At 70.7% G+C, this 24,274-nt stretch carries 25 protein-coding genes and 3 pseudogenes; 15 read left to right on the top strand and 13 right to left on the bottom strand.

The genetic code is table 11. From position 1 onward, the window contains the following. Positions 1-234: 234 nt before the first annotated feature. Entirely contained in the window at positions 235-1,098 is an 864-nt protein-coding gene (gene lgt / locus JK364_RS26860; protein ID WP_201853886.1) for a prolipoprotein diacylglyceryl transferase, read from the top strand. After that, positions 1,095-1,334 carry a hypothetical protein gene (locus JK364_RS26855; protein WP_201853885.1) on the top strand — a complete coding sequence of 80 codons (240 nt, stop codon included), beginning with the start codon at positions 1,095-1,097 and terminating at the stop codon, positions 1,332-1,334. Before lgt ends, JK364_RS26855 begins: the two co-directional genes overlap by 4 nt. A gap of 143 nt (positions 1,335-1,477) precedes the next feature. Here JK364_RS26855 and JK364_RS26850 read toward each other — a convergent pair whose 3' ends face one another. The 6 genes from JK364_RS26850 to JK364_RS26825 form a co-directional block, all read right to left on the bottom strand. Beyond that, positions 1,478-3,742, bottom strand: a complete 2,265-nt coding sequence (locus JK364_RS26850; protein ID WP_201853884.1) for a heavy metal translocating P-type ATPase — start codon at positions 3,740-3,742, stop codon at positions 1,478-1,480. A 105-nt stretch (positions 3,743-3,847) separates the two neighbouring features. Then, positions 3,848-4,144, bottom strand: coding sequence for a heavy-metal-associated domain-containing protein (locus tag JK364_RS26845; protein ID WP_201853883.1), 297 nt, complete (start codon positions 4,142-4,144; stop codon positions 3,848-3,850). A 299-nt stretch (positions 4,145-4,443) separates the two neighbouring features. Continuing rightward, positions 4,444-4,629, bottom strand: a complete 186-nt coding sequence (locus tag JK364_RS55555) for a hypothetical protein (protein ID WP_230992533.1) — start codon at positions 4,627-4,629, stop codon at positions 4,444-4,446. Positions 4,630-5,137: 508 nt separating this feature from the next. After that, entirely contained in the window at positions 5,138-5,791 is a 654-nt protein-coding gene (locus JK364_RS26835) for a class I SAM-dependent methyltransferase (RefSeq protein ID WP_201853882.1), read from the bottom strand. Between the two features lie 84 nt (positions 5,792-5,875). Further along, entirely contained in the window at positions 5,876-6,754 is an 879-nt protein-coding gene (locus JK364_RS26830) for a M56 family metallopeptidase (RefSeq protein WP_201853881.1), read from the bottom strand. Further along, positions 6,751-7,122 (bottom strand): BlaI/MecI/CopY family transcriptional regulator, encoded by a 372-nt coding sequence (locus tag JK364_RS26825; RefSeq protein WP_201853982.1) that lies wholly within the window; start codon positions 7,120-7,122, stop codon positions 6,751-6,753. Before JK364_RS26825 ends, JK364_RS26830 begins: the two co-directional genes overlap by 4 nt. Positions 7,123-7,534: 412 nt before the next feature. On the opposite strand from JK364_RS26825, the gene JK364_RS26815 reads away from it, so the two are divergent. Genes JK364_RS26815 through JK364_RS26795 form a run of 5 tightly spaced genes read left to right on the top strand, consistent with a single transcriptional unit; the run spans position 7,535 to position 12,309 of the window. Further along, positions 7,535-7,744, top strand: coding sequence for a hypothetical protein (locus JK364_RS26815; RefSeq protein ID WP_201853995.1), 210 nt, complete (start codon positions 7,535-7,537; stop codon positions 7,742-7,744). Further along, positions 7,741-7,830 (top strand): K(+)-transporting ATPase subunit F, encoded by a 90-nt coding sequence (gene kdpF, locus JK364_RS26810; RefSeq protein WP_010351568.1) that lies wholly within the window; start codon positions 7,741-7,743, stop codon positions 7,828-7,830. The genes JK364_RS26815 and kdpF overlap by 4 nt, the downstream gene beginning before the upstream one ends. Before the next feature lie 8 nt (positions 7,831-7,838). Further along, positions 7,839-9,500 (top strand): potassium-transporting ATPase subunit KdpA, encoded by a 1,662-nt coding sequence (kdpA, locus tag JK364_RS26805; RefSeq protein ID WP_201853880.1) that lies wholly within the window; start codon positions 7,839-7,841, stop codon positions 9,498-9,500. Between the two features lie 32 nt (positions 9,501-9,532). Then, entirely contained in the window at positions 9,533-11,635 is a 2,103-nt protein-coding gene (gene kdpB / locus JK364_RS26800) for a potassium-transporting ATPase subunit KdpB (RefSeq protein ID WP_201853879.1), read from the top strand. A 5-nt stretch (positions 11,636-11,640) separates the two neighbouring features. Continuing rightward, positions 11,641-12,309 (top strand): potassium-transporting ATPase subunit C, encoded by a 669-nt coding sequence (locus tag JK364_RS26795; protein ID WP_201853878.1) that lies wholly within the window; start codon positions 11,641-11,643, stop codon positions 12,307-12,309. Positions 12,310-12,617: 308 nt separating this feature from the next. On the opposite strand, the gene JK364_RS26790 is transcribed toward JK364_RS26795, so the two are convergent. Genes JK364_RS26790 through JK364_RS26780 form a run of 3 tightly spaced genes read right to left on the bottom strand, consistent with a single transcriptional unit; the run spans position 12,618 to position 14,124 of the window. After that, positions 12,618-13,424, bottom strand: coding sequence for a hypothetical protein (locus JK364_RS26790; RefSeq protein WP_201853877.1), 807 nt, complete (start codon positions 13,422-13,424; stop codon positions 12,618-12,620). Continuing rightward, positions 13,421-13,969 (bottom strand): sigma-70 family RNA polymerase sigma factor, encoded by a 549-nt coding sequence (locus JK364_RS26785; RefSeq protein ID WP_307841388.1) that lies wholly within the window; start codon positions 13,967-13,969, stop codon positions 13,421-13,423. The genes JK364_RS26790 and JK364_RS26785 overlap by 4 nt, the downstream gene beginning before the upstream one ends. Next, positions 13,966-14,124: a hypothetical protein gene (locus JK364_RS26780; RefSeq protein ID WP_167396636.1), complete on the bottom strand. Its 159-nt coding sequence runs from the start codon at positions 14,122-14,124 to the stop codon at positions 13,966-13,968. The genes JK364_RS26785 and JK364_RS26780 overlap by 4 nt, the downstream gene beginning before the upstream one ends. Before the next feature lie 521 nt (positions 14,125-14,645). Between JK364_RS26780 and JK364_RS58495 the strand changes: the two are divergent. Then, positions 14,646-14,750, top strand: a pseudogene (locus JK364_RS58495) (rod shape-determining protein); the annotation flags it as partial. A 73-nt stretch (positions 14,751-14,823) separates the two neighbouring features. Here the strand turns inward: JK364_RS58495 and JK364_RS26775 are convergent. Then, positions 14,824-15,663 carry a helix-turn-helix transcriptional regulator gene (locus JK364_RS26775; RefSeq protein WP_201853876.1) on the bottom strand — a complete coding sequence of 280 codons (840 nt, stop codon included), beginning with the start codon at positions 15,661-15,663 and terminating at the stop codon, positions 14,824-14,826. A 103-nt stretch (positions 15,664-15,766) separates the two neighbouring features. On the opposite strand from JK364_RS26775, the gene JK364_RS26770 reads away from it, so the two are divergent. Continuing rightward, positions 15,767-16,480, top strand: coding sequence for an SDR family oxidoreductase (locus tag JK364_RS26770; protein WP_201853875.1), 714 nt, complete (start codon positions 15,767-15,769; stop codon positions 16,478-16,480). Between the two features lie 102 nt (positions 16,481-16,582). On the opposite strand, the gene JK364_RS26765 is transcribed toward JK364_RS26770, so the two are convergent. After that, entirely contained in the window at positions 16,583-17,341 is a 759-nt protein-coding gene (locus JK364_RS26765) for a CDP-alcohol phosphatidyltransferase family protein (protein WP_372461993.1), read from the bottom strand. Positions 17,342-17,459: 118 nt separating this feature from the next. On the opposite strand from JK364_RS26765, the gene JK364_RS26760 reads away from it, so the two are divergent. The 5 genes and pseudogenes from JK364_RS26760 to JK364_RS55545 all read left to right on the top strand — a co-directional run. Beyond that, positions 17,460-18,458, top strand: coding sequence for a zinc-dependent alcohol dehydrogenase (locus JK364_RS26760; RefSeq protein ID WP_201853874.1), 999 nt, complete (start codon positions 17,460-17,462; stop codon positions 18,456-18,458). 78 nt (positions 18,459-18,536) lie between these two features. Further along, positions 18,537-18,935 carry a 6-pyruvoyl trahydropterin synthase family protein gene (locus JK364_RS26755; protein ID WP_201853873.1) on the top strand — a complete coding sequence of 133 codons (399 nt, stop codon included), beginning with the start codon at positions 18,537-18,539 and terminating at the stop codon, positions 18,933-18,935. After that, complete coding sequence (locus JK364_RS26750) at positions 18,932-20,038, top strand: glycosyltransferase family 4 protein (RefSeq protein ID WP_201853872.1); 1,107 nt, start codon at positions 18,932-18,934, stop codon at positions 20,036-20,038. The genes JK364_RS26755 and JK364_RS26750 overlap by 4 nt, the downstream gene beginning before the upstream one ends. After that, positions 20,035-20,871: a class I SAM-dependent methyltransferase gene (locus JK364_RS26745; RefSeq protein WP_201853871.1), complete on the top strand. Its 837-nt coding sequence runs from the start codon at positions 20,035-20,037 to the stop codon at positions 20,869-20,871. Before JK364_RS26750 ends, JK364_RS26745 begins: the two co-directional genes overlap by 4 nt. Then, a pseudogene (locus tag JK364_RS55545) lies at positions 20,868-21,812 on the top strand (lysylphosphatidylglycerol synthase transmembrane domain-containing protein); the annotation flags it as partial. The gene JK364_RS26745 and the pseudogene JK364_RS55545, both read left to right, overlap by 4 nt. A 195-nt stretch (positions 21,813-22,007) precedes the next feature. On the opposite strand, the pseudogene JK364_RS55540 reads toward JK364_RS55545, so the two are convergent. Next, a pseudogene (locus tag JK364_RS55540) lies at positions 22,008-22,643 on the bottom strand (RibD family protein); the annotation flags it as partial. Continuing rightward, the gene (locus JK364_RS26735; protein WP_201853869.1) at positions 22,643-23,392 is read right to left on the bottom strand and encodes a creatininase family protein; all 750 of its coding nucleotides are present in this window, start codon (positions 23,390-23,392) and stop codon (positions 22,643-22,645) included. The pseudogene JK364_RS55540 and the gene JK364_RS26735, both read right to left, overlap by 1 nt. 97 nt (positions 23,393-23,489) lie before the next feature. Between JK364_RS26735 and ribA the strand changes: the two genes are divergently transcribed. Then, positions 23,490-24,146: a GTP cyclohydrolase II gene (gene ribA, locus JK364_RS26730; RefSeq protein ID WP_037950114.1), complete on the top strand. Its 657-nt coding sequence runs from the start codon at positions 23,490-23,492 to the stop codon at positions 24,144-24,146. The last annotated feature ends 128 nt before the right edge of the window (positions 24,147-24,274 follow it).

Genomic DNA, 24,274 nt, shown 5'->3' with positions numbered 1-24,274 from the left:
GTGCTGCCGACAGCATACCGCTAATCCACTTAGCGGAAATATGGCGGGGGGACAGTGACCGGACGTCGCCAAAGCGGCGGAGCCACAGGCGCGGCGCCCTGGAGTGCGATGCTGATCACTACCACCAGGCGCGTGAAGGGAAGGCATTCCTGGCACGGCCCACGGGGGCCGTGCCGGAGGTGATCGAGTCAAGGATTAGCTAAGTAGCTTAGCTGTTTAGCGTATGCTGACTGGATGCAACTCGCTTACCTGCCCAGTCCGGCGCAAGGAGTCGTACACCTGGGGCCACTGCCTCTGAGGGCGTACGCGCTCTGCATCATCCTGGGTATCGTCGTCGCCGTTTGGCTTACCCGACGACGTTGGGCCGCCCGCGGGCACGACCGCCACGAAGTCGACGACATCGCGGTTTGGGCCGTTCCGTTCGGCATCGTCGGCGGCCGTCTATACCACGTGATCACTAGTCCCGACGCCTACTTCGGCGAAGGCGGCGATCCATGGAAGGCCCTGCGGATCTGGGAGGGCGGACTGGGCATCTGGGGCGCGGTCGCGCTCGGTGCGCTCGGTGCCTGGATCGGCTGCCGACGCCGAGGCGTCTCCCTGCTCGACTTCGCGGACGCCGTGGCACCGGGCCTCGCCCTGGCCCAGGCCGTCGGCCGCTGGGGCAACTGGTTCAATCAAGAGCTGTACGGGCGGCCAACGACGCTTCCGTGGGGGCTGAGGATCGACCCCGCGCATCGCCCAGGAGCCGGCCCCGATATCGCGACGTACCACCCGACATTTCTGTACGAGTTCCTGTGGGACATCGGCGTCGCCCTCCTGCTGATCTGGGCCGGTCGGCGGTTCGCCCTGAAGCGGGGCCAGACCTTCGCCCTCTATGCCGCCGCGTACACGGTCGGCCGCTTCTGGATCGAGTATCTGCGCATCGACGAGGCCCACACCTTCGCTGGGCTTCGCCTCAATGACTGGACCTCGATCGCCGTCTTCTCCGCGGCCGCGGTCTTCCTTATCCGTTCGGCGGGGCGCGGTGAGCGCGAGGCCCCGATGGGCTCGGACACCGCATCCGCACGCCCAGACCCGGAAGAGAGAACCCTGGTATGACCAAGGAAGCACAAAAAATCAAGGTGGGCCGACTGCACACCCGCTCCCGGGCCTCTCGGATCGCCGGGTGGTCCCTTCTCGGGCTCAGCCTGATCACGTTGGTGGTCAACTGGATCGAGGAGTTCACCGATACCGTGACGATCCTCCCGGGCGGCCATTCGCCCTTCTACCTGGTGGGAAGCATTTGCGTCATCGTCGTCGGGGCATGGCGGGCCGGTATCTTCGACGCCAAATAGGTCGCGACTGCACCGCATGAGTGGCTCGGGGCGGCAGCCCCGGAGCGCTGTCGCCTCGACGGCCGGATGCCCGGTCCACCGACCGGGCACCTCTCCTGGGCGGGGCCGTGTACCCGCCCCTCGTTATTCGTGCTGTCCGCGACTCACTTGAAGGACCGCAGCCGCAGGCTGTTGGTCACCACGAAGACCGAGGAGAACGCCATCGCGGCGCCCGCGATCATCGGGTTGAGCATGCCGGCCGCGGCCAGGGGCAGGGCCGCGACGTTGTAGCCGAAGGCCCAGAAGAGATTGCCCTTGATGGTGCCCAGGGTCTTCCGGGAGAGCCGGATCGCGTCCGCGGCCACCCGGAGGTCACCACGTACGAGAGTGAGGTCCCCCGCTTCGATCGCCGCGTCCGTGCCCGTTCCCATGGCCAGGCCCAGGTCCGCGGTGGCGAGGGCGGCCGCATCGTTGACACCGTCGCCCACCATGGCGACCACACGGCCTTCGTCCTGCAGCCGCTTGATCACGTCCACCTTGTCGTGCGGCAGGACCTCGGCGATCACCTCGTCGATGCCGACGGTCTTGGCGACGGATTCGGCAACGGCCTGGTTGTCGCCGGTCAGCAGGACGGGCCTCATGCCCAGCCTCCGCAGCTCGGCCACCGCGGCGGCGCTGGTCTCCTTGACCGCGTCGGCGACGGTGAGCACACCCCGCGCCTCCCCGTCCCAGGCGACGGCGACCGCGGTACGGCCCTCAGCCTCCGCGGCGGCCTTGGCCTCGGCCAGCTCCCGCGGGAGTTCGATCGCCCACTGCCGCAGGAGTTCCTCGCGCCCGACGAGCACCGCGTGCCCGTCGACGAGGCCCTGGACACCGAGACCGGCGACGCTGTCGAAGTTCTCCGGCACGGGGAGGCCCCCGGCCCGCTCGATGGCTCCGGCCGCGATCGCCTGGGCGATCGGGTGCTCGGAGGCGTGCTCCAGCGAACCTGCCAGTCGCAGCAGTTCCTCCTCGTCCACCTCCGGTGCGGAGAAGACATCCTGAAGCCGCATCCGGCCCGTGGTCACGGTGCCGGTCTTGTCGAGGACGACGGTGTCCACTCGGCGGGTGGACTCCAGAACCTCCGGACCCTTGATCAGGATGCCGAGTTGTGCGCCACGTCCGGTGCCGACCATGAGGGCGGTCGGTGTCGCGAGCCCGAGCGCGCAGGGGCAGGCGATGATGAGCACCGCGACCGCCGCGGTGAAGGCGGCCGTTGCGTCGCCGGTGACGAACAGCCAGGCCAGCAGGGTGCCCAGGGCGATGAGGAGGACCACTGGGACGAACACGCCGGAGATCCGGTCGGCGAGGCGCTGCACCTCGGCCTTGCCGTTCTGGGCGTCCTCGACGAGCCTTGCCATCCGGGCGAGCTGGGTGTCGGACCCGATCCGGGTGGCCTCGACGACCAGCCGTCCACCAGCATTCACCGTGGCACCCGTGACGGCGGCGCCGACCGTCACATCCACCGGTACGGACTCACCGGTCAGCATGGAGGCGTCCACGGCGGAACTGCCCGCCACGACGGTGCCATCGGTCGCGACCTTCTCACCGGGGCGTACGACGAAGCGGTCGCCGACGGCCAACTGGCCGACGGGGATGCGTACTTCCTTGCCACCCCGCAACACCGAGACGTCCTTGGCGCCCAGCTCCAGCAAGGCCTTCAGCGCCGCACCCGCCTTGCGCTTGGACTTCGCCTCCAGATAGCGCCCGGCGAGGATGAACGTGGTCACACCGGCCGCGGCCTCCAGATAGATGGAGGAGGAGCCGTCCGAGCGGGAGATCGTGAATTCGAAGCCGTGGCGCATGCCCGGCATCCCGGCATGCCCGAAGAACAACGCCCATACCGACCAGCCAAGTGCGGCGAGCGTCCCGAGCGACACCAGCGTGTCCATCGTGGCAGCGCCGTGGCGGACGTTCGTCCAGGCCGCCTTGTGGAAGGGGAACGCGCCCCAGACGACGACCGGAGCCGCCAATGTCAGCGACAGCCACTGCCAGTTGTCGAACTGCAGGGCCGGAATCATCGCCATCAGGACGACGGGTACGGAGAGCGCCAGCGACACGAGCAGGCGCTGCCGCAGAGGGACCGACTCGCCGTCGGCCGCGACCGGCCCGGATTCGGCTTCCCCGCCGGCCGAAGACGCGGGAGGCAGCGGCTCCTCGGCGGTGTAGCCGGTCTTCTCGACGGTGGCGATGAGATCGGCGACCGCCACCCCGTCGGGGTATGAGACCTTCGCCTTCTCCGTGGCGAAGTTGACGGTCGCCGTAACACCGTCCATGCGGTTGAGCTTCTTCTCGATGCGGGTCGCGCACGAGGCACAGGTCATGCCGCCGATGGAGAGTTCGACCTCGGTCGAGGGCGTCAACGTCTTCTCGGGAACCGTACTGGTCATGAAGGTTCTCCTGGGGAGGGGCCGGGACGCACGGCGTCCGTATCAGCGGAGCGGTACGTCCCGGCCGGAAGGAATTCGCGTTCCTGAGGGAAGTGGCGGGCTGAGTCAGGCGGTGCCGACGAGCTCGTACCCGGCCTCGTCGACGGCGGCGCGGACGGCCCCCTCGTCGAGAGGAGCACTGGAGGTGACGCTCACCTCACCGGAGGCGGCGACGGCCTTGACCGCGGTGACGCCGTCCAGCGCGGATATCTCCTGGGAGATCGCGCCCTCGCAGTGGCCGCAGGTCATACCGGGCACCTTGTACACGGTGGTGACGCCGGCGCCCTGGACGTCGGCCTTGGTACCGGAGCCGCAGGAACCGTCGGAGCTGCAGCAGGAGCCGGAGGTGGTCTGTGAGGTCATGGCTTCTCCCTCGGGGTGTCGTTGCATGCGGTCGTCCGCCAGAGGGCGGGTTCCCCCGCCCTCCAACGACAGCCAAGATACCCCTAGGGGGTATCTTCCGCACCTGTGGCGCTGACCACAGATCTTGTTCAGCGAGGCAGAAATGCGACCAGACACCGGGAAGTGGCGCGGCCCCGCCCTCCTCGGCACCAGACCAGTGACTCAGGTCCTCGCCCCGCTGACCGAATCTCTGACCGAACGCCGGCTTCGCGCCGCTCGCCGGGGTCGGCTTCCGGGTACGCACGCAGGAACCGACACCGTCAGACGACCATCATCAAGAGCATCGTGGACATGGTTCCACCCATGCCGATGTGTGCTGCCAGCGCCGCGTCCGGTGCGGCGCCGAGCTTGCGACGGCGGCCCTGGCCCGCCCGCTCCCCGGTCCGGGTCCTGTCCCACACGGAGATCGTCAAGGAGACCAGGAAGACAATCACCGTGTCCGGCATGGAGAGCAGCCAGCGCCCCCAGTCGCGACCTCGGCCGCCCTCCCGGCTTTCAGCCGTACCACCCCTACCGGTGCCCCGAACCCGCGCCCACACGGATGCGCCGATCGACAACAGGAAGTAGACAGCCAGCGCCGCAACCGCGAAGCGCCACACGGGAGTCGACCCCACAGTTCCCCCGCCATCGGTCGCGGCAGCCGTCGGCACGCCCGTGGCGTCATGCGCACAGGTGGGGCCCTGCTCGTACCGGTCGGCCTACTGCAGGTCAGTGACCTGTGGAGGCAAATGATCAGCGCCATGCAGAGCTGGGTCAGCGGATACCAGCTCCCCTTGTGACGCCCCTGTTGTGACGCACCTGCACGCCACAGACTGGACGTAATGACCGCGGCGATTCCCCGCGTGGCGGGGATGACGGCGCCGGCGGTCACCAGTCCCCACCGTCGACGTCTTGCCGACGCCGGGGCGGGTGCGCGAAGCGGCGGGCCGATCGCCGGACACTTCACCCAACCGCCTACCCCTTGCGGGCGACGCCGATGACACAGGGAGAACTCGGCGTGGTGCGGCCATTGATGAGAAAGTCGAAGTGCCGTGCCTTTTCGATGACGAAGCCGGAGTCCGCGATGGCCCGCTCAGGGTCCTTGACGAGGCTGCAGCCCCCGGCGAGCAGGGGCCATGCCACGTTCAGGATGCGCTGCCTGCGGGCGAGCCGGCGGTCCGTTGCGCGGGTGTGTTCATAGAAGTGCAGGTGCCCGCCCGGCCGCAGAACACGGGCGGCCTCCTTGAGGGCCTGCGGCGTATCGGCGATGCTGCACAAGACGAGAGAGACCACCACCGCGTCCACCGACTCGTCCGGCATCGGCAGCGCTTCTGCCCGGCCTGCCCGGACCTCCACCGGCACAGGAGCGTCGGCCGCCGCTCGTTCGGCGACCTTGCGCAGCCGCGACTCCGGCTCGACCGCGATGACCTGCTCCACCCGTGGTGGGTAGTGCGAGAAGTTCGCGCCGGTGCCCGCGCCGATTTCCATCACCCGACCAGTGACACCGGCCAGTAGTTCCGCACGGTGTTCCAGCGCGCCATGGGCTTCCGCGAACGCGTTGATCTTCGGGTAGATGCGGGCGAACAGCGGGTGCCTGATGCGCGATTGCTTGGCGGCAGCGATGACCATGGTGACAACTCCTTTCCTTGCGCCACCAACCTACTACGCATTCGTAGTATCTACTATCCCCGCGTAGTAGAACCCGCGTTACCTCTATCCCCTACAGGTCCAGCCGGTAGCGATCAGCGCTGCCGAACCGGTGAGTGCCCAAACGTAAACCGCGACTCCGGTGAGGGTGGCGAACACATGTCGAGGAGTGGGTGGAGCCGGACGTGGTGGCCAACCGGCTTCCAATTGGGTGATACGCGCCTCGAGTTGGTCCGTCCCGCTCATAGCCGCGGCCGGGGCCGCGCGCGCCCATCGAGGGGCGTCGGCGGCTTTCAGCAGTGCCCCCGCTACGGCAGAGGTCCCGCAGCGGGCCACGGCGCGCCGGTCCGCTGCCAGTTCCCGGCCGAAGACAAAGACCGCGCGCAGATGCTCCAGGAGCGGGAGGGTGAAATTTCGGGTGGCGAGGGCGGTGGAGATCAGGGCCTTGAGCGGGTCACGGCTTCGTACATGCTCGTGCTCGTGGGAGAGGACCGCCGCGAGTTCCTCTGGCGTCGCGATCGCCACCAGCCCGCTGCTGACAACGACCTGAGGGAAGAGCAAGCCGTAGGTGAACGCGAACGGATCGGCGCTCTTGGTGAGCTTCACGCGTGAGGCCAGCCCGGCCCGCTCCGAGGCGGCGCGTACTGCCGGGCTCGCATCCACCGCGCCGGAGCGTACCGCCCGTATCACGCCGAGGGTCGCGCGCAGCCCACGCCACACACGCGCCGCCGACCGCGCCGTCCCGGCGGCGGCCAGCGCCAGTAATGTCACGCCGGCCCAGACCGAGACGGACAGGAGGGCACCGGCACCGCGGTGGCTGACCTGCCGCACGAGAGCCGAGGTCAGGCAGCATGCGAGATACGCAACCCCGACCCGGACGGTCAGAGAGAAGCCGACCAATGCCCAGAATGCCCGGTTTCCGGTGTCGGGTGGCTCGTCACTCACGGCGAGTCCTCCAGAAGGCGCCGTAGCCTGTCGCGCAGCCCCGGGTCGACGGATGCCTCAGCGGCGAAGTGGGTGATCGCGGCGTTCCCGTGAGTACGCAGAACCTCCCGCACGGCTAGCGCGGCCTCATCCGCGACGGCAGGCGTGTACATGAAGCCACGTCCCACTCGTGTCCGGTCGAGCGCGCCCTTGTCCGCGAGGCGACCCATCGATGTCATGACCGTGGTGTAAGCCAACGGCCGACTCCGGGCGGCGTTGAGCGTGCCGAGTACGTCACGCACGGTCACTGGAGTGTCTGCGTCCCAGCACACCCGCATGATCTCGCTTTCGAGTGGCCCCAGAGCCAACACATCGCCTTTCCGAGACATCATTTACTATCCGAGCGTAGTACGTACACAGGGGGCACGGACGGCCGTGTCGCCGCCAATAGCGCGTTTCCGAGCGCCCGAAGCGCCCGACTCCGCAGAACAGTTCCTCAACCCCGGCCAGGCCCTTCAGGCTGCCTCACACCAAGGGGGCGCCGTGCCGGTACACGAGACGATCAGGGTGGACCGGAAAGAACCGTGTAGTGGTCGTCGACCTCGGTGGGCTGACGTTCTGCGACCGCAGGGGGCTGAGCGCGCTGTTGGCCGCCGCCCGCGCTGCTCGAGCCGGTGACGCCACCCACGCCACCCACGCCGCCTCGCGCCGTCCTGCGGCGCCTCGCGCGGCCCCTCGGCGGCAGAACGATCGGTTCCGGCCACCCCTCGCCGTAGCGCCCGTAAGGGCCGCGTCAAAGGCGTGCTGATCGCCGTATGGGACCCGTCAACGACGGTCGGATCCGGCCATGGGGCGGGGTTTCCTTCTTGCGTTGTCCGTTCGATCCGCTGTTCGCGGATCTCCCCGACCTCTTTCCAGGAGTTCGCGATGGCCGATGTGGCCTTCGTCGTCGCCACGATCGCGGTGTTCGCGCTGGTGGCCTTTGTCGCCAAAGGGGTGACGAAGCTGTGACCGTCGAAAACGTCGTCGGCCTGATCGTGGCCGTCGCCCTGCTGGGCTATCTCGTCCTCGCCCTGATCTTCCCGGAGAGGTTCTGAGAACCAGCATGAGTCCCGTACTCGCCGGCGTGCTACAGCTGCTCGCCCTCATAGGGGCACTGGCGCTCGCCTATGTCCCCCTCGGCAACTACATGGCCAGGGTCTACTCCTCCGAGAAGCATGTGCGGGTGGAGAAGTGGATCTACAAGGGCATCGGTGCCAACCCCGACACCGAGATGCGCTGGACCGCGTATCTGCGCGGGGTGCTGGCCTTCTCGGCGGCCGGGGTGCTCTTCCTCTATCTGTTGCAGCGGCTCCAGGGCGGCCTGCCCGGTTCGCTGGGGTTCTCCTCGATCGAGCCCGCGCAGGCCTTCGACACGGCCGCGTCCTTTGTGACGAACACCAACTGGCAGTCGTACTCCGGCGAGCAGGCCATGGGCCACGTCGTGCAGACCGCCGGTCTGGCCGTGCAGAACTTCGTGTCGGCGGCGGTGGGCATCGCCGTCGCGGTGGCGCTGGTGCGCGGTTTCGCGCGCTCGCGCACCGGTGAGCTCGGGAACTTCTGGGCCGATCTGGTGCGCGGCACGGTCCGCGTCCTGGTGCCGGTGGCCGCGGTCGCCGCCGTAGTGCTGGTCGCCTGCGGGGCGATCCAGAACTTCTCCGGCATTCACGAGGTCGGCCAGTTCATGGGCGGCTCGCAGCAGTGGAACGGCGGCGCCGTGGCCTCGCAGGAGGCCATCAAGGAGCTGGGCACCAACGGCGGCGGATACTTCAACGCCAACAGCGCCCACCCGTTCGAGAACCCGACCCCGTTCACCAACCTCTTCGAGATCTTCCTGATCCTGGTCATCCCGCTGGCGCTGACCCGGACCTTCGGCGTCATGGTCGGCTCGGTCAAGCAGGGCTACGCGATCCTGGCGACCATGGTCACCATCTGGGTCGGCTTCGTCGCCCTGATGATGTGGACCGAGTTCGCCCACCATGGCCCGGCGCTGCAGGCCGCCGGTGGTGCGATGGAGGGCAAGGAGACCCGCTTCGGGGTCGGCGGCTCGGCGCTCTTCGGGGTGTCGACCACGCTCACCTCGACCGGAGCGGTGGACTCCTTCCACTCCTCCTTCACCGGCCTGGGCGGCGGTATCACCATGCTCGGCATGATGCTGGGCGAGATCGCGCCCGGCGGGGTGGGCTCCGGCCTCTACGGGATGCTGATCATGGCGATCATCGCGGTGTTCATCGCCGGGCTGATGGTCGGCCGTACGCCCGAGTACCTGGGCAAGAAGATCGGTCCCCGTGAGATCAAGCTGGCGGCCTGCTACATCCTGGTCACCCCGGCGCTGGTGCTGATCTTCACCGCCGCCTCCATGGCCCTGCCGACACCGCCGGACTCGATGCTCAACTCCGGTGCGCACGGCTTCTCCGAGGTGCTGTACGCCTTCACCTCCGCCTCGAACAACAACGGCTCGGCCTTCGCCGGTCTGAACGCGAACACCGACTGGTACAACACCACGACCGGGCTCGCGATGCTGCTCGGCCGCTTCATGCCCATGGTCTTCGTGCTGGCGCTCGCGGGCTCGCTCGCCGGGCAGCGGCCGGTCCCGGCCACCGCGGGCACGCTGCGCACCGAGAAGCCGCTGTTCACCGGGTTGTTGGTGGGCGCGATCCTGATCATCACCGGTCTGACGTACTTCCCGGCGCTGGCGCTGGGGCCGCTGGCCGAGGGGCTGGCGTGATGACCACCCGCAGAGAAATACACGAGGACTCCATGTCCACTGCCACTCCGACCAGGGCGCCGCACAGCGGCGTTCCCACCGGGCACGCCCCGGCCGAGGACCGTGTCGGCGCGGGCCTCTTCGACCCCGGGCAGCTGCTGCGGTCGCTGCCGGACGCCTTCCGCAAGCTGGACCCGCGGGTGATGGTGAAGTCGCCCGTGATGTTCGTCGTGCTGGTCGGGTCCGTACTGACCACCGTCTTCTCGTGTCAGGACCCGGGCGACTGGTTCGGCTGGGCGATCAGCGCCTGGCTGTGGCTGACCGTGATCTTCGCCAATCTGGCGGAGGCGGTCGCCGAGGGCCGTGGCAAGGCGCAGGCCGACACCCTGCGCAAGGCCAAGACCGACACCGTCGCGCGCCGGCTGCTGGGGGACGGCTCGGAGGAGCGGATCCCCGGCACCGGGCTGACCATCGGTGACCTGGTGGTCTGCGAGGCCGGCGATGTCATCCCCGGCGACGGCGATGTGGTGGAGGGCGTCGCCTCGGTCGACGAGTCGGCGATCACCGGCGAGTCGGCGCCGGTCATCAGGGAGTCCGGTGGCGACCGGTCGGCCGTGACCGGCGGGACGAAGGTGCTGTCCGACCGCATCGTCATCAGGATCACCACCAAGCCGGGCGAGACCTTCATCGACCGGATGATCAACCTGGTGGAGGGCGCCGCGCGGCAGAAGACGCCCAACGAGATCGCGCTGAACATCCTGCTCGCCTCGCTGACGATCGTCTTCCTGCTCGCCTGCGCCACGCTGCCGCCGTTCGCGGACTACGCGGGCACGCATCTGACGATGGTGGTGCTGGTGGCGCTGCTGGTCTGTCTGATCCCGACGACGATCGGCGCCCTGCTGTCGGCGATCGGCATCGCGGGCATGGACCGCCTCGTCCAGCGCAATGTCCTGGCCATGTCGGGCCGGGCGGTCGAGGCCGCCGGTGACGTCTCCACCCTGCTGCTGGACAAGACCGGCACCATCACCCTGGGCAACCGGCAGGCGGCGGAGTTCGTGCCGGTGCGCGGCACCACCGAGGCCGAGGTCGCGGACGCCGCCCAGCTGTCCTCACTGGCCGACGAGACCCCCGAGGGCCGGTCCGTCGTCGTCCTGGCGAAGGAGAAGTACGGGCTGCGCGAGCGCCACCAGGGCGAGCTGGTGGGGGCCGAGTGGATCGAGTTCACCGCGCAGACCCGGATGTCGGGTGTGGACGTCGGCGCGCGGAAGATCCGCAAGGGGGCGGCCGGTTCGGTCCTCGCCTGGGTCCGGGAGCGGGGCGGTACGGTCGCCGAGGACGCGGACCGGATCGCCCACCGGATCTCGGCGGCCGGTGGCACCCCGCTGCTGGTCGCCGTCCAGGACGACGAAGGCGCTCGTGTGCTGGGTGTCGTCCACCTCAAGGACGTGGTCAAGGAGGGCATGCGGGAGCGGTTCGACGAGCTGCGCCGCATGGGCATCAAGACCGTCATGATCACGGGTGACAACCCGCTGACGGCCAAGGCGATAGCCGAGGAGGCGGGCGTCGACGACTTCCTCGCCGAGGCCACGCCCGAGGACAAGATGGCCCTGATCAAGCGGGAGCAGGCGGGCGGCAAGCTGGTCGCGATGACCGGTGACGGTACGAACGACGCGCCGGCGCTGGCCCAGGCCGATGTGGGTGTGGCCATGAACACCGGTACGTCGGCCGCCAAAGAGGCCGGCAACATGGTCGACCTCGACTCCAACCCGACCAAGCTGATCGAGATCGTGGAGATCGGCAAGCAGCTGCTGATCACCCGGGGCGCGCTGACCACCTTCTCCATCGCCAACGATGTCGCGAAGTACTTCGCGATCATCCCGGCGCTGTTCGCGGCGGTCTACCCGGGCCTGGACAAGCTGAACATCATGCAGCTGTCCTCACCGGACTCGGCGATCCTGTCCGCGGTCATCTTCAACGCGCTGATCATCATCGCGCTGGTGCCGCTCGCCCTGCGGGGGGTGCGCTACCGGCCGATGAGCGCGGACCGGATGCTGCGGCGCAACCTCGGGATCTACGGTCTCGGGGGCCTGATCGCGCCCTTCATCGGCATCAAGATCATCGACGTCCTCATCTCCCTCATCCCCGGGATCGGCTGATCGCCATGAACCATTCCGTCATGAACACCGTCCGGCTGTTCGGCGCCGGGCTGCGCGCCCTCCTGATGCTGACCCTGGTGACCGGCGTCATCTACCCGCTGCTTGTCACCGGCGTCGCCCAGGGGCTGTTCCACGACAAGGCGAACGGCTCCGAGATCACGGCGCACGGCAAGGTCGTCGGCTCCTCGCTGATCGGGCAGTCGTACGACCTGCCGCTGAAGAAGGGCCAGGAGACCCCGGACCCCGATCTGAAGTGGTTCCAGGGACGCCCGGCGAACGGCCTCGGCAGCAACAGCCTCAACACCCAGTACAAGCTGCTGCTGTCCGGAGCCACCAACCTCTCCGCCGACAGCAAGGACCTCCTCCAGCAGGTCCGGGACGCCAAGGCCGCGGTCGTCAAGAACAACTCGGTGCCCGGTTACACCGTCAAGCCGTCCCAGGTCCCCGCCGAGGCGGTGACGTCCTCCGGCTCCGGTCTGGACCCGGACATCTCCCCGCGGTACGCGAAGATCCAGGTCCACCGGGTCGCGGAGCGGAACGGGCTGTCGGTCGGCCAGGTGGAGAAGCTGGTCGAGGACAAGACCGAGGGCCGTACGGCCGGGTTCATCGGCGAGCCGCGGGTGAACGTCCTCGAGCTGAACGTCGCGCTCAAGGAGCTGGTGGCCCAGCGCTGAGGCGCGCGCCGCGCGCCGAGGAGTTCCGCTGGCCTTCCGAGGAGTTTCGCGGCCTTCGGGAGTGGGAGTCGGTCCTTCGGGAACGGGAGCCGGCGGCCGGAGACATTCTCCGGCCGCCGGCTCTCTGTGCCGCTGAGCAGATCGGCGGAAGCCGGCTCCGATGCGGAGGCGCCCTCAAGGGGCGCGGGGCTGTGTCGATGTGCGGCTCCGCCGCGGCTGTGTCGATATGCGGCTCCGCCGCGTGGGCGACCAGCCACGACGGCGCCGCAGGCGATCGACGGCAGATCAGGGCACTTCCAGCGGAGCGCTCAGGCGGGGGAACCGCTGCGTGGCCGCTCCGGCAGCACGGCCCGGTCGGCGGGAGGCGCGACGTCCGTGGTGGTCTTGGTGGTGGTGAGGTCCTCGATGCGGTCGGCGAACCCCGGTTCCGGCAGCGGCAGGTCGATGTCGGGGTCGTCGGTGAAGTCGACGGCCTCGGCGACGTAGTGGATGACCGCCCTGGTGGCGGGCGGGACCTCCTGTCCCCTCTTCAGGCCGTGCAGGATGCGGAGGGCGGCGGCCATCTCATGGTCGGTGGCGGTCCAGTCCTCCACGGTGTCGGTGACCGGCGGAATGTCGTTGCCCGCCTGCTCGTGCCACCACTCGAGCCACGCGTGCGCCTGGCCGTCCTCGCCCAGCGCCATGTGGTGGAGGTAGAGGCAGTACGCGGCGGCGGGGTCGCCGGCCCCGGCGGCGAACTGCCACCAGAACTGGGCGTGGTCCTCATGCCCGGCCAGCTGGAGCACGCACCCCAGGACCCGGGAGCCCGGCGGTTCGAGGATGCGGCGGGTGAGGAAGTCCCGCAGCTGGGTCAGGGCGTCGGGCCGGGCGATGATCGCCTCGCACAGGGTGTGCAGGTCCTGCGCCATCCGCTCGTCCGCGCCCGGCGCCGCGGCTCCGGTGGCCCCGGTGGCCGCGGACGTCCGCCGGTCCTGTTGAGGGGGGCGCTCCTGGGGCGGGGAGCCGCCGGGGTTGGCGTGGCGGGCGGCGAGCCGGGCCTCGGCGGCCTCGAAGTCGATGGGAGGGGTGGGGTTGAGCAGGGCCCGCGCGAGGATGCGGTCAATGGGTGAGGTCATCGGTTGTCCTTGGCCAGGAGTTGTTGCAGACGGCGGCGGGCGTAGCGGGCGGTGGAGCGCACACCGGCCTCGGTGATGCCGAGGTGGGTGGCGGTCTCGGCGACGCTGTAGCCGCGGCAGTGCAGCAGGATGACCACGTCCTGCTGGCGTTCGGGGAGCTTCTTGATCGCCTGATAGAGATTCAGGCTCTCCTCCAGGGCGGCGATGGGGTCCACCGCGTCCTTGAGTATCGCGGTCTCGAAGGTTGCGTTGTCCAGGAGGGCGGGGCCCCGGTTGCGGGCCCTGGCGAGGTCGATGACCCGGTTCTTCATGACCTTCCAGGCGTAGGCGGCCGGGTTCTCCATGCTCAGCACCCTGGGCCAGCAGCGCAGGAGCTGTTCGAAGGCGGCGTCGACGGCCTCTTCGGCGTCCGCGTGGTTGCCGAGGTAGACCATGGCCCGGTCGATGTACGCCTTCCGGTGGAGTTGGTGGAAGGCGCGGAAGTCCGCGGGGAGTCCGGTGGTCATCGAGGTGATCTCGCGCGAGCGCGGGAAGTCGTTGGTCACCGCTCCCCTCCCTCCTGGTTGTTGCGATGCAGTTCCGATACGCCGACGCGGACTCCCATCGCGGCCGCGCGGCGCAGGAGGGCGATGGCGTCACTGCCGAATACCCGGGTGACGAGTACGGCGGTGACGACGTTCACCACGGTTTGAAGATTCACCGGACTTCGCTGTCCTTCTGTTCGTCGTACAAGGGTGGCCCCCACACGCCCCGCGAGTGCGCCGTGTTGCGCCCTCTGTTCAGATAGCGCGCACCAACGCCGGTTCGTGCATCGGATGAGCCTAAAATCTTACGGAACGCAGCGATCCAATTACGCAAATATGAAAATCTCATCGCCAGATTCGGGGGTACGGGGGTCCGGCGGGTCTTTCCCCTCCCCGCCCCTTCCCGTAACCAAGGGCTCCGCCCCTGGACCCCGGGCGTCGACAAGCCGACCACCGCCGCCGTTGCACACCCGCACCGGCGGGTGCACCGGCGGGCTGATCGCGGTCGGCACGCCGGCGCGGCGAACGACCTGACGGACGCGCGCACACGTCCCGGCCGTCCAGCCAGGTCCAGGGGCGGAGCTCCGGTTCCGCTCCGCCCCTGGACCCGGAGGCGACGGGCCGACCGTCGCCGCGAGCAGCTCAGCAGGGGGGCACGGCGTCCCAGGGCCAGGCGCTGTTCGCGGCGGACGGCGAGAGCGTGAACACCCGCACCGGCGGGCTGATCGCGGTCGGCATGCTGGTGTGGTGGATGATCGGGCGGATGCCTGCGCACAACCGGGTCGTCCGGCCGGGGGCTGGGGCGGAGCCCCAGTTGTGGGGAGGGGCGGGGAGGGGAGCAGCCCGCCGCGGGCGGCATGGGTCGCCGGGCGCCCCTAGCCGGTGAGCGTCTGGGTGCCCAGCACCGTGAGCAGGGCGAGGCGTTCGGCGTCCTCGGTGTCGGGCTCGGCGGTGTAGACCACGATGCGCAGATCGCTGCCCGCCACGGTGAGCACATCGCAGTCCAGCGTCAGCGGGCCCACCCGTGGATGGTCGATGGTCTTGCGCGATGCCTCGTGGTGGCCGACGGTGCCGGAGTCCCACAGTTCGGCGAACCGCTCGCTGTTCGCGCGCAGCTCCGCGACCAGCCGCCGCAGCCGCTGGTCGGCCGGGTAGCGGGCGGCGGCCGTACGGAGGTCGGCGACCAGCGCGGCCTGGAACTCGCTCCGGGCCTGATGCGTCTGCCGGGAGCCGGTGTCCTCGCTGACGAAATGGCGCCAGACTCCGTTGCGCTCGTTGCCGCGCCACCGGGACGGATCGCCCCTCAGGGCCACATACGGCGGATTGGCCATCAGCAGCGTCCAGGACGCGTCGCTCACGGCGACGGGCGTTCCGGTCAGCCGGTCCAGCAGCCGCTGGACGCTCGGGGTGATGTACGCCGGGACCGTCTCCGGGCCCGGTGGGGCCAGCCCGGCCAGCCGGAAGAGGTGGGCGCGCTCGGCAGCCGACAGCCGTAGCGCCCTGGCCAGGGCCTCGACGACCTGGGTCGAGGGATGGGACGCCCGGCCCTGTTCGAGGCGGGTGACGTAGTCGACGGAGATCCCGGCGAGCAGGGCCAGTTCCTCACGGCGGAGCCCGGCCGCCCGCCGCTGTCCGCCGGCCGGCAGCCCGGCGGCCTCCGGCGGGACCCGGTCCCGCCAGCGCCGTACCGCCTGCCCGAACTCCGTGGTCGCCATGGTCACCAGTCTGCACCTCGGCCGGGGGACGAGCCTGGTACCCGCGGTCCCAGGAAGACAGGGCACCTGGCTGGCCGCCCGGACCGGACGCAGCCTGGAGGGCATGACGACAACACTCATCACCGGAGCCAACAAGGGTCTCGGCTTCGAGACCGCCCGCCGTCTGATCGCCGCGGGCCACACCGTCTATCTGGGCAGCCGGGACGCCGACCGCGGACGCCGCGCCGCCGAGCGGCTGGGGGCGGGGGCGCGGCTGGTCGTCCTCGATGTCACCGATGACGCGTCCGTGGCCGCCGCCGCGAAGACCGTCGAGGCCGACGGCGGACTGGATGTACTGATCAACAACGCCGGTATCGAGGCCCGGACGCCGGACGGCGGGGTGATCGGCGCCGCGGAGGTCACCGCCGACATGATGAAGGAGGTGTTCGATACGAACGTCTTCGGCGTGGTGCGGGTGACCCATGCCTTCCTGCCGCTGCTGCGGCGGTCCGCCGCGCCGGTCGTGGTCAATGTCAGCAGCGGGCTGGCCTCGCTGGACCGGGTCTCCACCCCGGACACCCCTACGCACGCCTACCCGGGCGTCGCCTATCCGGCGTCGAAGGCCACGGTCAACATGGTCACCGTGCAGTACGCGAAGGCGTTCCCGGAGATGCGGATCAACGCCGTGGAGCCCGGCTACACCGCGACGGACCTCAACGGGCGCACCGGTCACCAGACCGTCGAGGAGGGCGCCGAGATCATCGTCCGTATGGCGACGGTGGGCCCGGACGGGCCGACGGGAGGCTACTTCGACATCGAGGGCGCCCTTCCCTGGTAGCGGGTCCCTTCCCTGGTGGCGGGGCCCTCCCTGGTAGCGGGCAGCGGGCTCGTCGGCGCCGCCGCGCTCACCGCGCTCACCGCGCCCGTCGCGCCGTCGCGCTCACCGCGCGCGGGCGGCCCGGGTGCGCCACAGCCACCTGATGTCGCGGGCGAAGGACCAGCTGAGCAGGGTCAGGGCCAGCAGGGCGGCGCCGAAGGCCACCGGATACGGGAGTACATCGGCGCCGACGACCAGCAGCAGGACGCCCTGGAGCGCGGCCACCGTCTTGCGGGCCGTGCTCGGGGGCAGCTGGCCGTTCAGCCAGGGCAGCATCCATGCCGCGGCGACGAAGGCGTACCGCATGGCGCCGATCAGCAGCACCCAGGGGCCGAGGAAGGTGGCCACGTAGATGCTGAGCACCAGGATGAGGACGGCGTCGACCTCCATGTCGAATCGCGCGCCCAGGGAGGACGAGGTGCCGGTGCGGCGCGCCACCTGTCCGTCGACCGCGTCGAGGATCAGCGCGACCGCGGTGAGGGACACCAGGGCGGTGACCGGCGTCGGGCTTTCGAAGGAGTCGGCGACCAGCGCGGTCACCCCGCCGACGAGCGTGGCCCGCGCCAGGGTGACGCGGTTGGCCGCGCCGAAGGAGGCGAGCCAGGACCGCTGCAGGGCGCGGGTGAGCACCGCCCAGGTGGCGGCCGCGAAGGCCAGGCCGGTCAGCCAGCCCGCGGGTCCCAGGTCGATCGCCGTGCCGAGCAGGACGAGCAACAGCAGCTGCGCGGCCGCGCCCACGGCTGTCTCGTTGCGCAACGCGGCCGCGCCCGCGGCGCTCTGGTCGCGTGACAGCGTCGTGTTGTAGGGATTGTTCAGGGCCACCGTGCACCCTCCGGGCTGTGTGGCGGAGTGGATGGGTGCCGCGTACCGTGTTCGCGGCTTCATGGTCATCCGTACGTGGGCCACCGTCCGATTGTTCAGCCCCTCAGGAGAACGTCGTATGACGCGCACCGCCCGTGCCTTCTGGCTCCGCTCCCCCGGCCATGGCGAGATACGGGAGGTGGACCTGGCCGGACCCGGGCCCGAGGACGTGGTGGTGCGCACGCTGTACTCCGGGGTGAGCCGCGGTACGGAGACCCTGGTCTTCCGCGGTGGGGTACCGGAGAACCAGTACACCGCGATGCGCGCGCCGTTCCAGGACGGCGAGTTCCCGGGGCCGGTGAAGTACGGCTATCTCAATGTGGGTCTGGTCGAGGAGGGGCCGGCGTCCCTGCGGGGGCGCACCGTCTTCGGTCTGTATCCGCATCAGACCCACTATGTCGTCCCGGCGAGCGCGGTGACCCCGGTGCCCGAGGGCGTGCCCGCGCCGCGCGCGGTGCTGGCGGGGACGGTGGAGACCGCGGTGAACGCCGCCTGGGACGCCGCGCCGCTGCTGGGTGACCGGATCGCGGTGGTGGGGGCGGGGATGGTGGGTGCCTCCGTCGCGGCGGTGCTGTCCCGGTTCCCCGCCGTACGGGTGCAACTGGTGGACGCCGAGCCGGCGCGCGCGGAGGTCGCGCGGGCGCTCGGGGTGGACTTCGCGCTCCCCGAGGAGGCGGCGGGCGGCCTCGATCTGGTGGTGCACGCCAGCGCCACCGAGCAGGGGCTCGCGCGTTCGCTGGAGCTCCTGGCGCCGGAGGGCACCGTGCTGGAGCTGAGCTGGTACGGGGACCGGCGGATCGGCGTGCCGCTGGGCGAGGCGTTCCACTCCCGGCGGCTCACGGTGCGCAGCAGCCAGGTGGGGACGGTGTCCCCGGCCCGGGGCGGCCGCCGCTCCTACGGCGACCGGATGGCGCTGGCGCTCGAGCTGCTCGCCGACCCCGCCTTCGACGCCCTCGTCACCGGCGAATGCGGTTTCGAGGAGCTTCCCGAGGTGCTTCCGAGGCTCGCCTCGGGCGAGATTCCGGGGCTGTGCCACCGGGTTCGGTACGCCGCGGAATCTGCCGTGTCATCCGTCTGAACACGGGGAACGCGACGGCCGTACTAGAGGGCGTGCCCCGGCCGAGGGCCCGATGCGCCGTATCTGGAGGGTCATCCGTTGTTCAGCATCACCGTTCGCGATCACATCATGATCGCTCACAGTTTTCGCGGCGAGGTCTTCGGACCCGCGCAGCGGTTGCACGGGGCGACGTTCCTCGTGGACGCCACCTTCCGCCGTGCCGAGTTGGACGACGACAACATCGTCGTCGACATCGGCCTGGCCACCCGTGAGCTGGGGGAGGTGTGCGGCGCGCTCAGCTATCGCAACCTCGACGACGAACCCGACTTCAAGGGGATCAACACCTCCACCGAGTTCCTCGCCAAGGTGATCGCCGACCGCCTCGCGGCACGGGTGGGCTCGGGGGCGCTGGGCGAGGGCGCCCGGGGCCTGTCCGGGATCACCGTCACCCTGCATGAGTCGCATATCGCCTGGGCGAGTTACGAGCGTGAGCTATGAGCCCGGCCGCACCGCGCACGGTGCACTTCGTGATGCCCGGCGGCGTGGCCGACCCGGCCGCGCCGAGCGGCGGCAACGTCTACGACCGGCGGATCTGCCGGGATCTGCCCGGCTCCGGCTGGCGGGTCGAGGAGCACGCCGTCGCGGGTGACTGGCCCCAGCCGGGCCCGGCCGCCCGCGCCGAGCTGGCCCGGCTGCTGACCGCGCTGGCGGACGGCACGCTGGTCCTGCTCGACGGGCTGGTGGCCTGTGCGCTCCCGTACATCGTCGTTCCGCAGGCCCAGCGGCTGCGGCTGTCGGTGCTGGTGCATCTGCCGCTGAGCGACGAGACGGGGCTGGCCCCCGGCCGGGCCGAGGATCTGAGGGCGCTGGAGGGCCGGACGCTGCGCGCGGTGCGGACGGTGGTGGCCACCAGCGCCTGGGCGGCCGGGCGGCTGGTGGATCTGCACGGGCTGGTCCCGGACCGGGTCCATGTGGCGGCGCCCGGCGCCGACATCGCACCGCTCGCCTCCTCGGGCGGCGACGGCTCACGGCTGCTGTGCGTGGCCTCGGTGACCCCGCGCAAGGGGCAGCTGCGGCTGGTGGAGGCGCTCGCGCGGATCGACGATCTGCCCTGGAACTGCGACTGTGTGGGATCCCTGGAGCAGGACCCGGAGTACGCCGCCCGGCTCCGGGAGCTGGTCGAGAAGCTGGGCGTGGCCGACCGGGTGCATCTGCTCGGCCCGAGGACCGGCGCCGAACTGGACGCCGGCTACGCCTCCGCCGACGCGATGGTGCTCGCCTCGTACGCCGAGACCTACGGCATGGCGGTGACCGAGGCGCTCGCCCGGGGGATCCCGGTGCTGGCCACGGCCGTCGGCGGGGTCCCGGAGGCGGTCGGGCAGGCACCCGACGGCAGGGTGCCGGGCATCCTCGTCGACCCGGACGACCCCGACGCGCTCACGGCGGCGCTGCGCCGCTGGCTGGGCGACCCCGGTGCGCGCCGCCGGCTCACCGCCGCCGCGCACGAGCGGCGCACCGCGCTGGCCGGGTGGGAGAACACCACCCGCAATCTGGCCGGTGCGCTGGAACAACTCCTGGACGAACCGCGGAGGGCCGCGTGAAGACGACCGACGTACCTCGTTACACCCCCGACTGGCTGGAGCTGCGGGAGGGCGCCGACGCGGCGGCCCGCTCCCCCGAACTCCTCGAGGCGCTCGGCCCCCAGCTGTCCGGCCCGCCGCTGGTGATCCACGACCTGGGCTGCGGCACCGGCTCCATGGGGCGCTGGCTGGCGCCCCGGCTGAGCGGCCCGCAGCTGTGGATCCTGCACGACCGCGACCCCGATCTGCTGGACCGGGCGGCGGTGCGGATGCCCCGGGCGGCCACCGACGGCAGCCGTATCACCGTCGCGACGGCGCGCGGCGACCTCTCCCGACTGACCGCGAGCACGCTGGACGGCGCCTCGCTGGTGACGGCGTCCGCGCTGCTGGACGTGCTCACCCCCGAGGAAGTGGGCGGGATCGCCGCGGCCTGCGCCGAGGCGGAGTGCCCGGCGCTGCTGGCGCTGTCCGTGGTGGGGCGGGTCGAGCTCACCCCGGCCGACCCGATGGACGCGGAGATCACCGAGGCGTTCAACGCCCATCAGCGGCGCGGCGGTCTGGTGGGCCCCGACGCGATGGCGGTGGCCTCCGAGGCGTTCGCCCGGCACGGCGCGACGGTACGGACCCACGCCAGTCCCTGGGTGCTGGGCGCCGAGCGCTCCGCGCTGACGGCCGAGTGGCTGCGGGGCTGGGTGGGCGCGGCCGTGGAGCACCGGCCGGAGCTCGGCGCGCGCGCCGAGGCGTATCTGCGCCGCCGGCTGGCGATGGCCGCGGCGGGCGCGCTGCGGGTGGTGGTGCACCACCACGATCTGCTGGCGCTGCCCGCGCCCCGCACGCTGGGGGCGGCCGCGTGACCGGCGCGCTGCGGGCCCGGCTCGGGGCGGCCGCGGGCGTCGCCATCCTCGGGGTGGTGCTGTGGCGGCTGGGCACCGGGGCCTTCGTGGACGGCTTGCGCACCATCGACGGGCTCACCCTGCTGGCGGCGGTCGGCCTCGGCCTGCTCACCACGGTCTTCAGCGCCTGGCGCTGGTGTCTGGTGGCGCGGGGGCTGCGGATCCGGCTGCCGCTGGGCCCGGCCGTCGCCGACTACTACCGCGCGCTGTTCCTCAACGCCGCGCTGCCCGGCGGGGTGCTCGGCGATGTGCACCGCGCGGTGCGGCACGGGCGGGACGCGGGCGATGTCGGCCGGGGTGTGCGCGCGGTGGTGCTGGAGCGGGTCGCGGGCCAGGTGGTGCTGCTCGCGGTGGGGGTGGCGATCCTGCTGGCCCACCCCTCGCTGGCGCTGGAACACACCGGTCGGCTGTTCGGCGGACCGGCCACGGCCGGGGCACTGGCCGCGGTGTGCGTCCTGTCGCTCCTCGCGGTGGTGGCCGTCCGGCGCCGCCGCCGTGCGGCGCCGGTGGCCGGACGGCGGCGGGGCGCGGTCCGCGGCGCGCTCCTGGAGGCGCGCCGCGGGCTGCTGGCCCGGGGCAGCTGGCCGGGGGTGGTGATCTCCTCGGTGGTGGTGCTGGCCGGGCATCTGACGACGTTCGTCCTGGCCGCGCGGGTGGCGGGGTCAGACGCCCCGCTGACCGAGCTGCTGCCCCTGATGGTGCTCGCCCTGATCGCCATGGCCCTGCCGCTGAACGTCGGCGGCTGGGGCCCCCGCGAGGGCGTGACCGCCTGGGCCTTCGGCGCCGCGGGCCTGGGCGCGAGCCAGGGGCTGACCGTGGCCGTGGTCTACGGGGTGCTCACCTTCGCCGCGAGCCTCCCCGGTGTCGTGGTGCTGGCCGTCCAGTGGTGTGGCCGGCTGCGGGGCCGACGGGCCGGGTTCGAAGGCGGCCGACAGGTCGAGTTCGAAGAGGGTGTCCTCGCCGAGGGTGTCGCGGCGGACCGGCGGGCGGAGCGCGTTCCGCATGACCGTCGTCCCGTCGAAGCGCAGCCCGGGGATGCCGTCGCCGAGCAGGACCGGGGCCACGGTGACGTAGAGCCGGTGCAGCGCCCCCGTGTGCAGGAAGCGCGACACGGTGACCCCGCCGCCCTCGACGAGTACCCGGCCGAGCCCGCGCCGCCGAAGCGCCCGCACCAGGTGGTGGGGGGCAAAGTCGTCCGGGTCGTCAAGCGTCAGCACGTCCACGCCGTCCGGCGGCGCCGGCCGGCGCTCACCGGTGGTGCCCACCACCCACAGGGTCGGAGCTGAGCCATCGGTGAACACCCGTCGGTCGAGCGGCACCCGTCCGCGCGGATCGAGTACGACCCGCACCGGGTGGGCGCCCGCGCAGGCGCGCACGGTCAGCTGGGGGTCGTCCGCGACGGCGGTGCCGGCCCCGACGACCACCGCGTCGGCGAGGGCGCGCAGCCGGTGGAGATGGCGGCGGTCCTCCTCGCCGGTGACGTAGTCGGCGTCGCCGGTGCGGGTGGCGATGAAGCCGTCCAGGCTCTGGCCGAGCTGAGCGATGGTCAGCCGCGGCCCGGCCAGGCACAGCGGGAGATAGCGGTCGACCAGGAGCCGGGCCTCCGGCGAGGCGGCCTCGCTCCACCGCCACCGGCCGTCCGGGCCCCGGACCAGACCGGTGGCCCCCGCGTCCGCCTCGGTCCGGACGGAGCGCAGCCGCTCCCATGCCTCTTCCGTCTCCAGGAAGGTCATCACGCCTCCTTCTCGGCACCGACCAGGGAAAGATACTCGGCGAAGCAGTCGACGAGCCCGGCCAGGAGTTCCTTTCCCTTATCCGCGGACGCTCTGGACGGACGGCCGACGACTCCGGACTCGGTATAGGCGGACATACCGAGGGTGAGCAGATGTTTCCGATCGTCGGATATCCAGTCGGAGGTTTCATGACCGGGCCGTACGAGTTCCGGATGGGCATGCAGGAGGATCGATGTCTCCAGTTCGCCCGCATGCATATCGCTGTTGCTCGGGGTGCGTACTCCGGCGCGCGTCCTGGCGGCCTCCCAGTCGGCCGACCCGGGGAATAGCGCCATGCGGAAGTCGGTGCCCGCGGATTCCTGAACGATGTTGCGCAGCACGTAATTTCCGCCGTGTCCGTTCACCAGAATCAGACCGCGTATGCCGGAGCGCCTGAGTGAGTCCGCGATATCGCGGACCACGGCGTAGAGGGTGGCCGCGGAAATCGACACCGTCCCTGGCCAGGCGGCGTGTTCATGGGAGCAGGAGACCGTCACCGGGGGCAGCTGGAGCACCGGATACGCGGCCGCGATCTCGGCCGCGACCGTGCAGGCGATGACCGTGTCGGTCACCAGCGGGAGAAAGGCGCCGTGTTGTTCGAAGCTGCCCACGGGAAGAACGGCGGCATCGGGCCGGTCGGCCCGCACTTCCTCCGTCGTCCGTGTCGGCAACACCATGCCGGCCTGCGGGCGCGTTCCCGAACCGCTCATATCTCGTGGACCTTTCATGCGTCGGCCGGACAGCTTGTTGCTGCGGCTTTCTCATTCTCCTGTACAAGGACGGTGGTTTTCCAGATAAGATCGGAACATGACAGAAAGTGATGGCGTGTTCGATGTCGACACCCGGACCTCGGGCGTCGAACGAGTGGTGAATGTCCGGCTGGCCACGAAGCATGGCGACTTTCTCGCGATCGGCTATCGGGACCTCGTGCGCGGTGATGAACAAATAGCGCTGGTATACGGCGATGTCGGCGGGGAGGAAGCGCTTACCCGGCTGCATTCCGAGTGCCTCACCGGAGACGCGTTCGGCTCCCGTCACTGCGAGTGCGGCGACCAGCTGTCCGCCGCGCTGAAGGCGATCGTGGCCGAAGGCCGGGGCGTTCTGGTCTATCTGAGGGGCCACGAGGGACGCGGGATCGGGCTGCTCGCCAAGCTCCAGGCGATGAAGCTCCAGTCCGAGGGGCTGGACACCGTCGAGGCCAACCTCGCCCTCGGCCTGCCGGCGGACGCCCGTGACTACAAGGTGGCGGCGGATGTGCTGCACGACCTCGAGGTGCGCTCCGTGCGGCTGCTGTCCAACAACCCCCAGAAGCGGGACGCGCTGCTGCGGCACGGCGTCCGGGTCAGCGAACAGGTGCCGCTGCTGATGACTCCGCACAAGGAGAACCTCCCGTATCTGCTCACCAAGCGGGACCGCATGGACCACTATCTGCCCCATCTGGAAGCCGTGATCCAGCGCACCTGAAGGAGGTCCTGGCCCCGGGCCGCGGCCTGGTCCACCGGTGTCGGCCGGGCGTGGGCCGCGGCCCGTATCGGTACGGAGCTTCGGCGTGACCATACCGCCGAACGGGCGATCAGTGCCCATATGTCCGA

The sequence above is a fragment of the Streptomyces endocoffeicus genome (assembly GCF_016741935.1).
GTDB classification, from domain to species: domain Bacteria; phylum Actinomycetota; class Actinomycetes; order Streptomycetales; family Streptomycetaceae; genus Streptomyces; species Streptomyces endocoffeicus.
Note: the sequence above shows the minus strand (reverse complement) of the source record. Positions and strands in the feature narration are given on the sequence as shown.

Coding starts and splice junctions, on each gene's coding strand:
- lgt (WP_201853886.1), top strand. CDS start 235: ATGCAACTCGCTTACCTGCCCAGTCCGGCGCAAGGAGTCGTACACCTG.
- JK364_RS26855 (WP_201853885.1), top strand. CDS start 1,095: ATGACCAAGGAAGCACAAAAAATCAAGGTGGGCCGACTGCACACCCGC.
- JK364_RS26850 (WP_201853884.1), bottom strand. CDS start 3,742: ATGACCAGTACGGTTCCCGAGAAGACGTTGACGCCCTCGACCGAGGTC.
- JK364_RS26845 (WP_201853883.1), bottom strand. CDS start 4,144: ATGACCTCACAGACCACCTCCGGCTCCTGCTGCAGCTCCGACGGTTCC.
- JK364_RS55555 (WP_230992533.1), bottom strand. CDS start 4,629: ATGCCGGACACGGTGATTGTCTTCCTGGTCTCCTTGACGATCTCCGTG.
- JK364_RS26835 (WP_201853882.1), bottom strand. CDS start 5,791: ATGGTCATCGCTGCCGCCAAGCAATCGCGCATCAGGCACCCGCTGTTC.
- JK364_RS26825 (WP_201853982.1), bottom strand. CDS start 7,122: ATGTCTCGGAAAGGCGATGTGTTGGCTCTGGGGCCACTCGAAAGCGAG.
- kdpA (WP_201853880.1), top strand. CDS start 7,839: ATGAGTCCCGTACTCGCCGGCGTGCTACAGCTGCTCGCCCTCATAGGG.
- kdpB (WP_201853879.1), top strand. CDS start 9,533: ATGTCCACTGCCACTCCGACCAGGGCGCCGCACAGCGGCGTTCCCACC.
- JK364_RS26795 (WP_201853878.1), top strand. CDS start 11,641: ATGAACCATTCCGTCATGAACACCGTCCGGCTGTTCGGCGCCGGGCTG.
- JK364_RS26790 (WP_201853877.1), bottom strand. CDS start 13,424: ATGACCTCACCCATTGACCGCATCCTCGCGCGGGCCCTGCTCAACCCC.
- JK364_RS26775 (WP_201853876.1), bottom strand. CDS start 15,663: ATGGCGACCACGGAGTTCGGGCAGGCGGTACGGCGCTGGCGGGACCGG.
- JK364_RS26770 (WP_201853875.1), top strand. CDS start 15,767: ATGACGACAACACTCATCACCGGAGCCAACAAGGGTCTCGGCTTCGAG.
- JK364_RS26760 (WP_201853874.1), top strand. CDS start 17,460: ATGACGCGCACCGCCCGTGCCTTCTGGCTCCGCTCCCCCGGCCATGGC.
- JK364_RS26750 (WP_201853872.1), top strand. CDS start 18,932: ATGAGCCCGGCCGCACCGCGCACGGTGCACTTCGTGATGCCCGGCGGC.
- JK364_RS26735 (WP_201853869.1), bottom strand. CDS start 23,392: ATGAGCGGTTCGGGAACGCGCCCGCAGGCCGGCATGGTGTTGCCGACA.
- ribA (WP_037950114.1), top strand. CDS start 23,490: ATGACAGAAAGTGATGGCGTGTTCGATGTCGACACCCGGACCTCGGGC.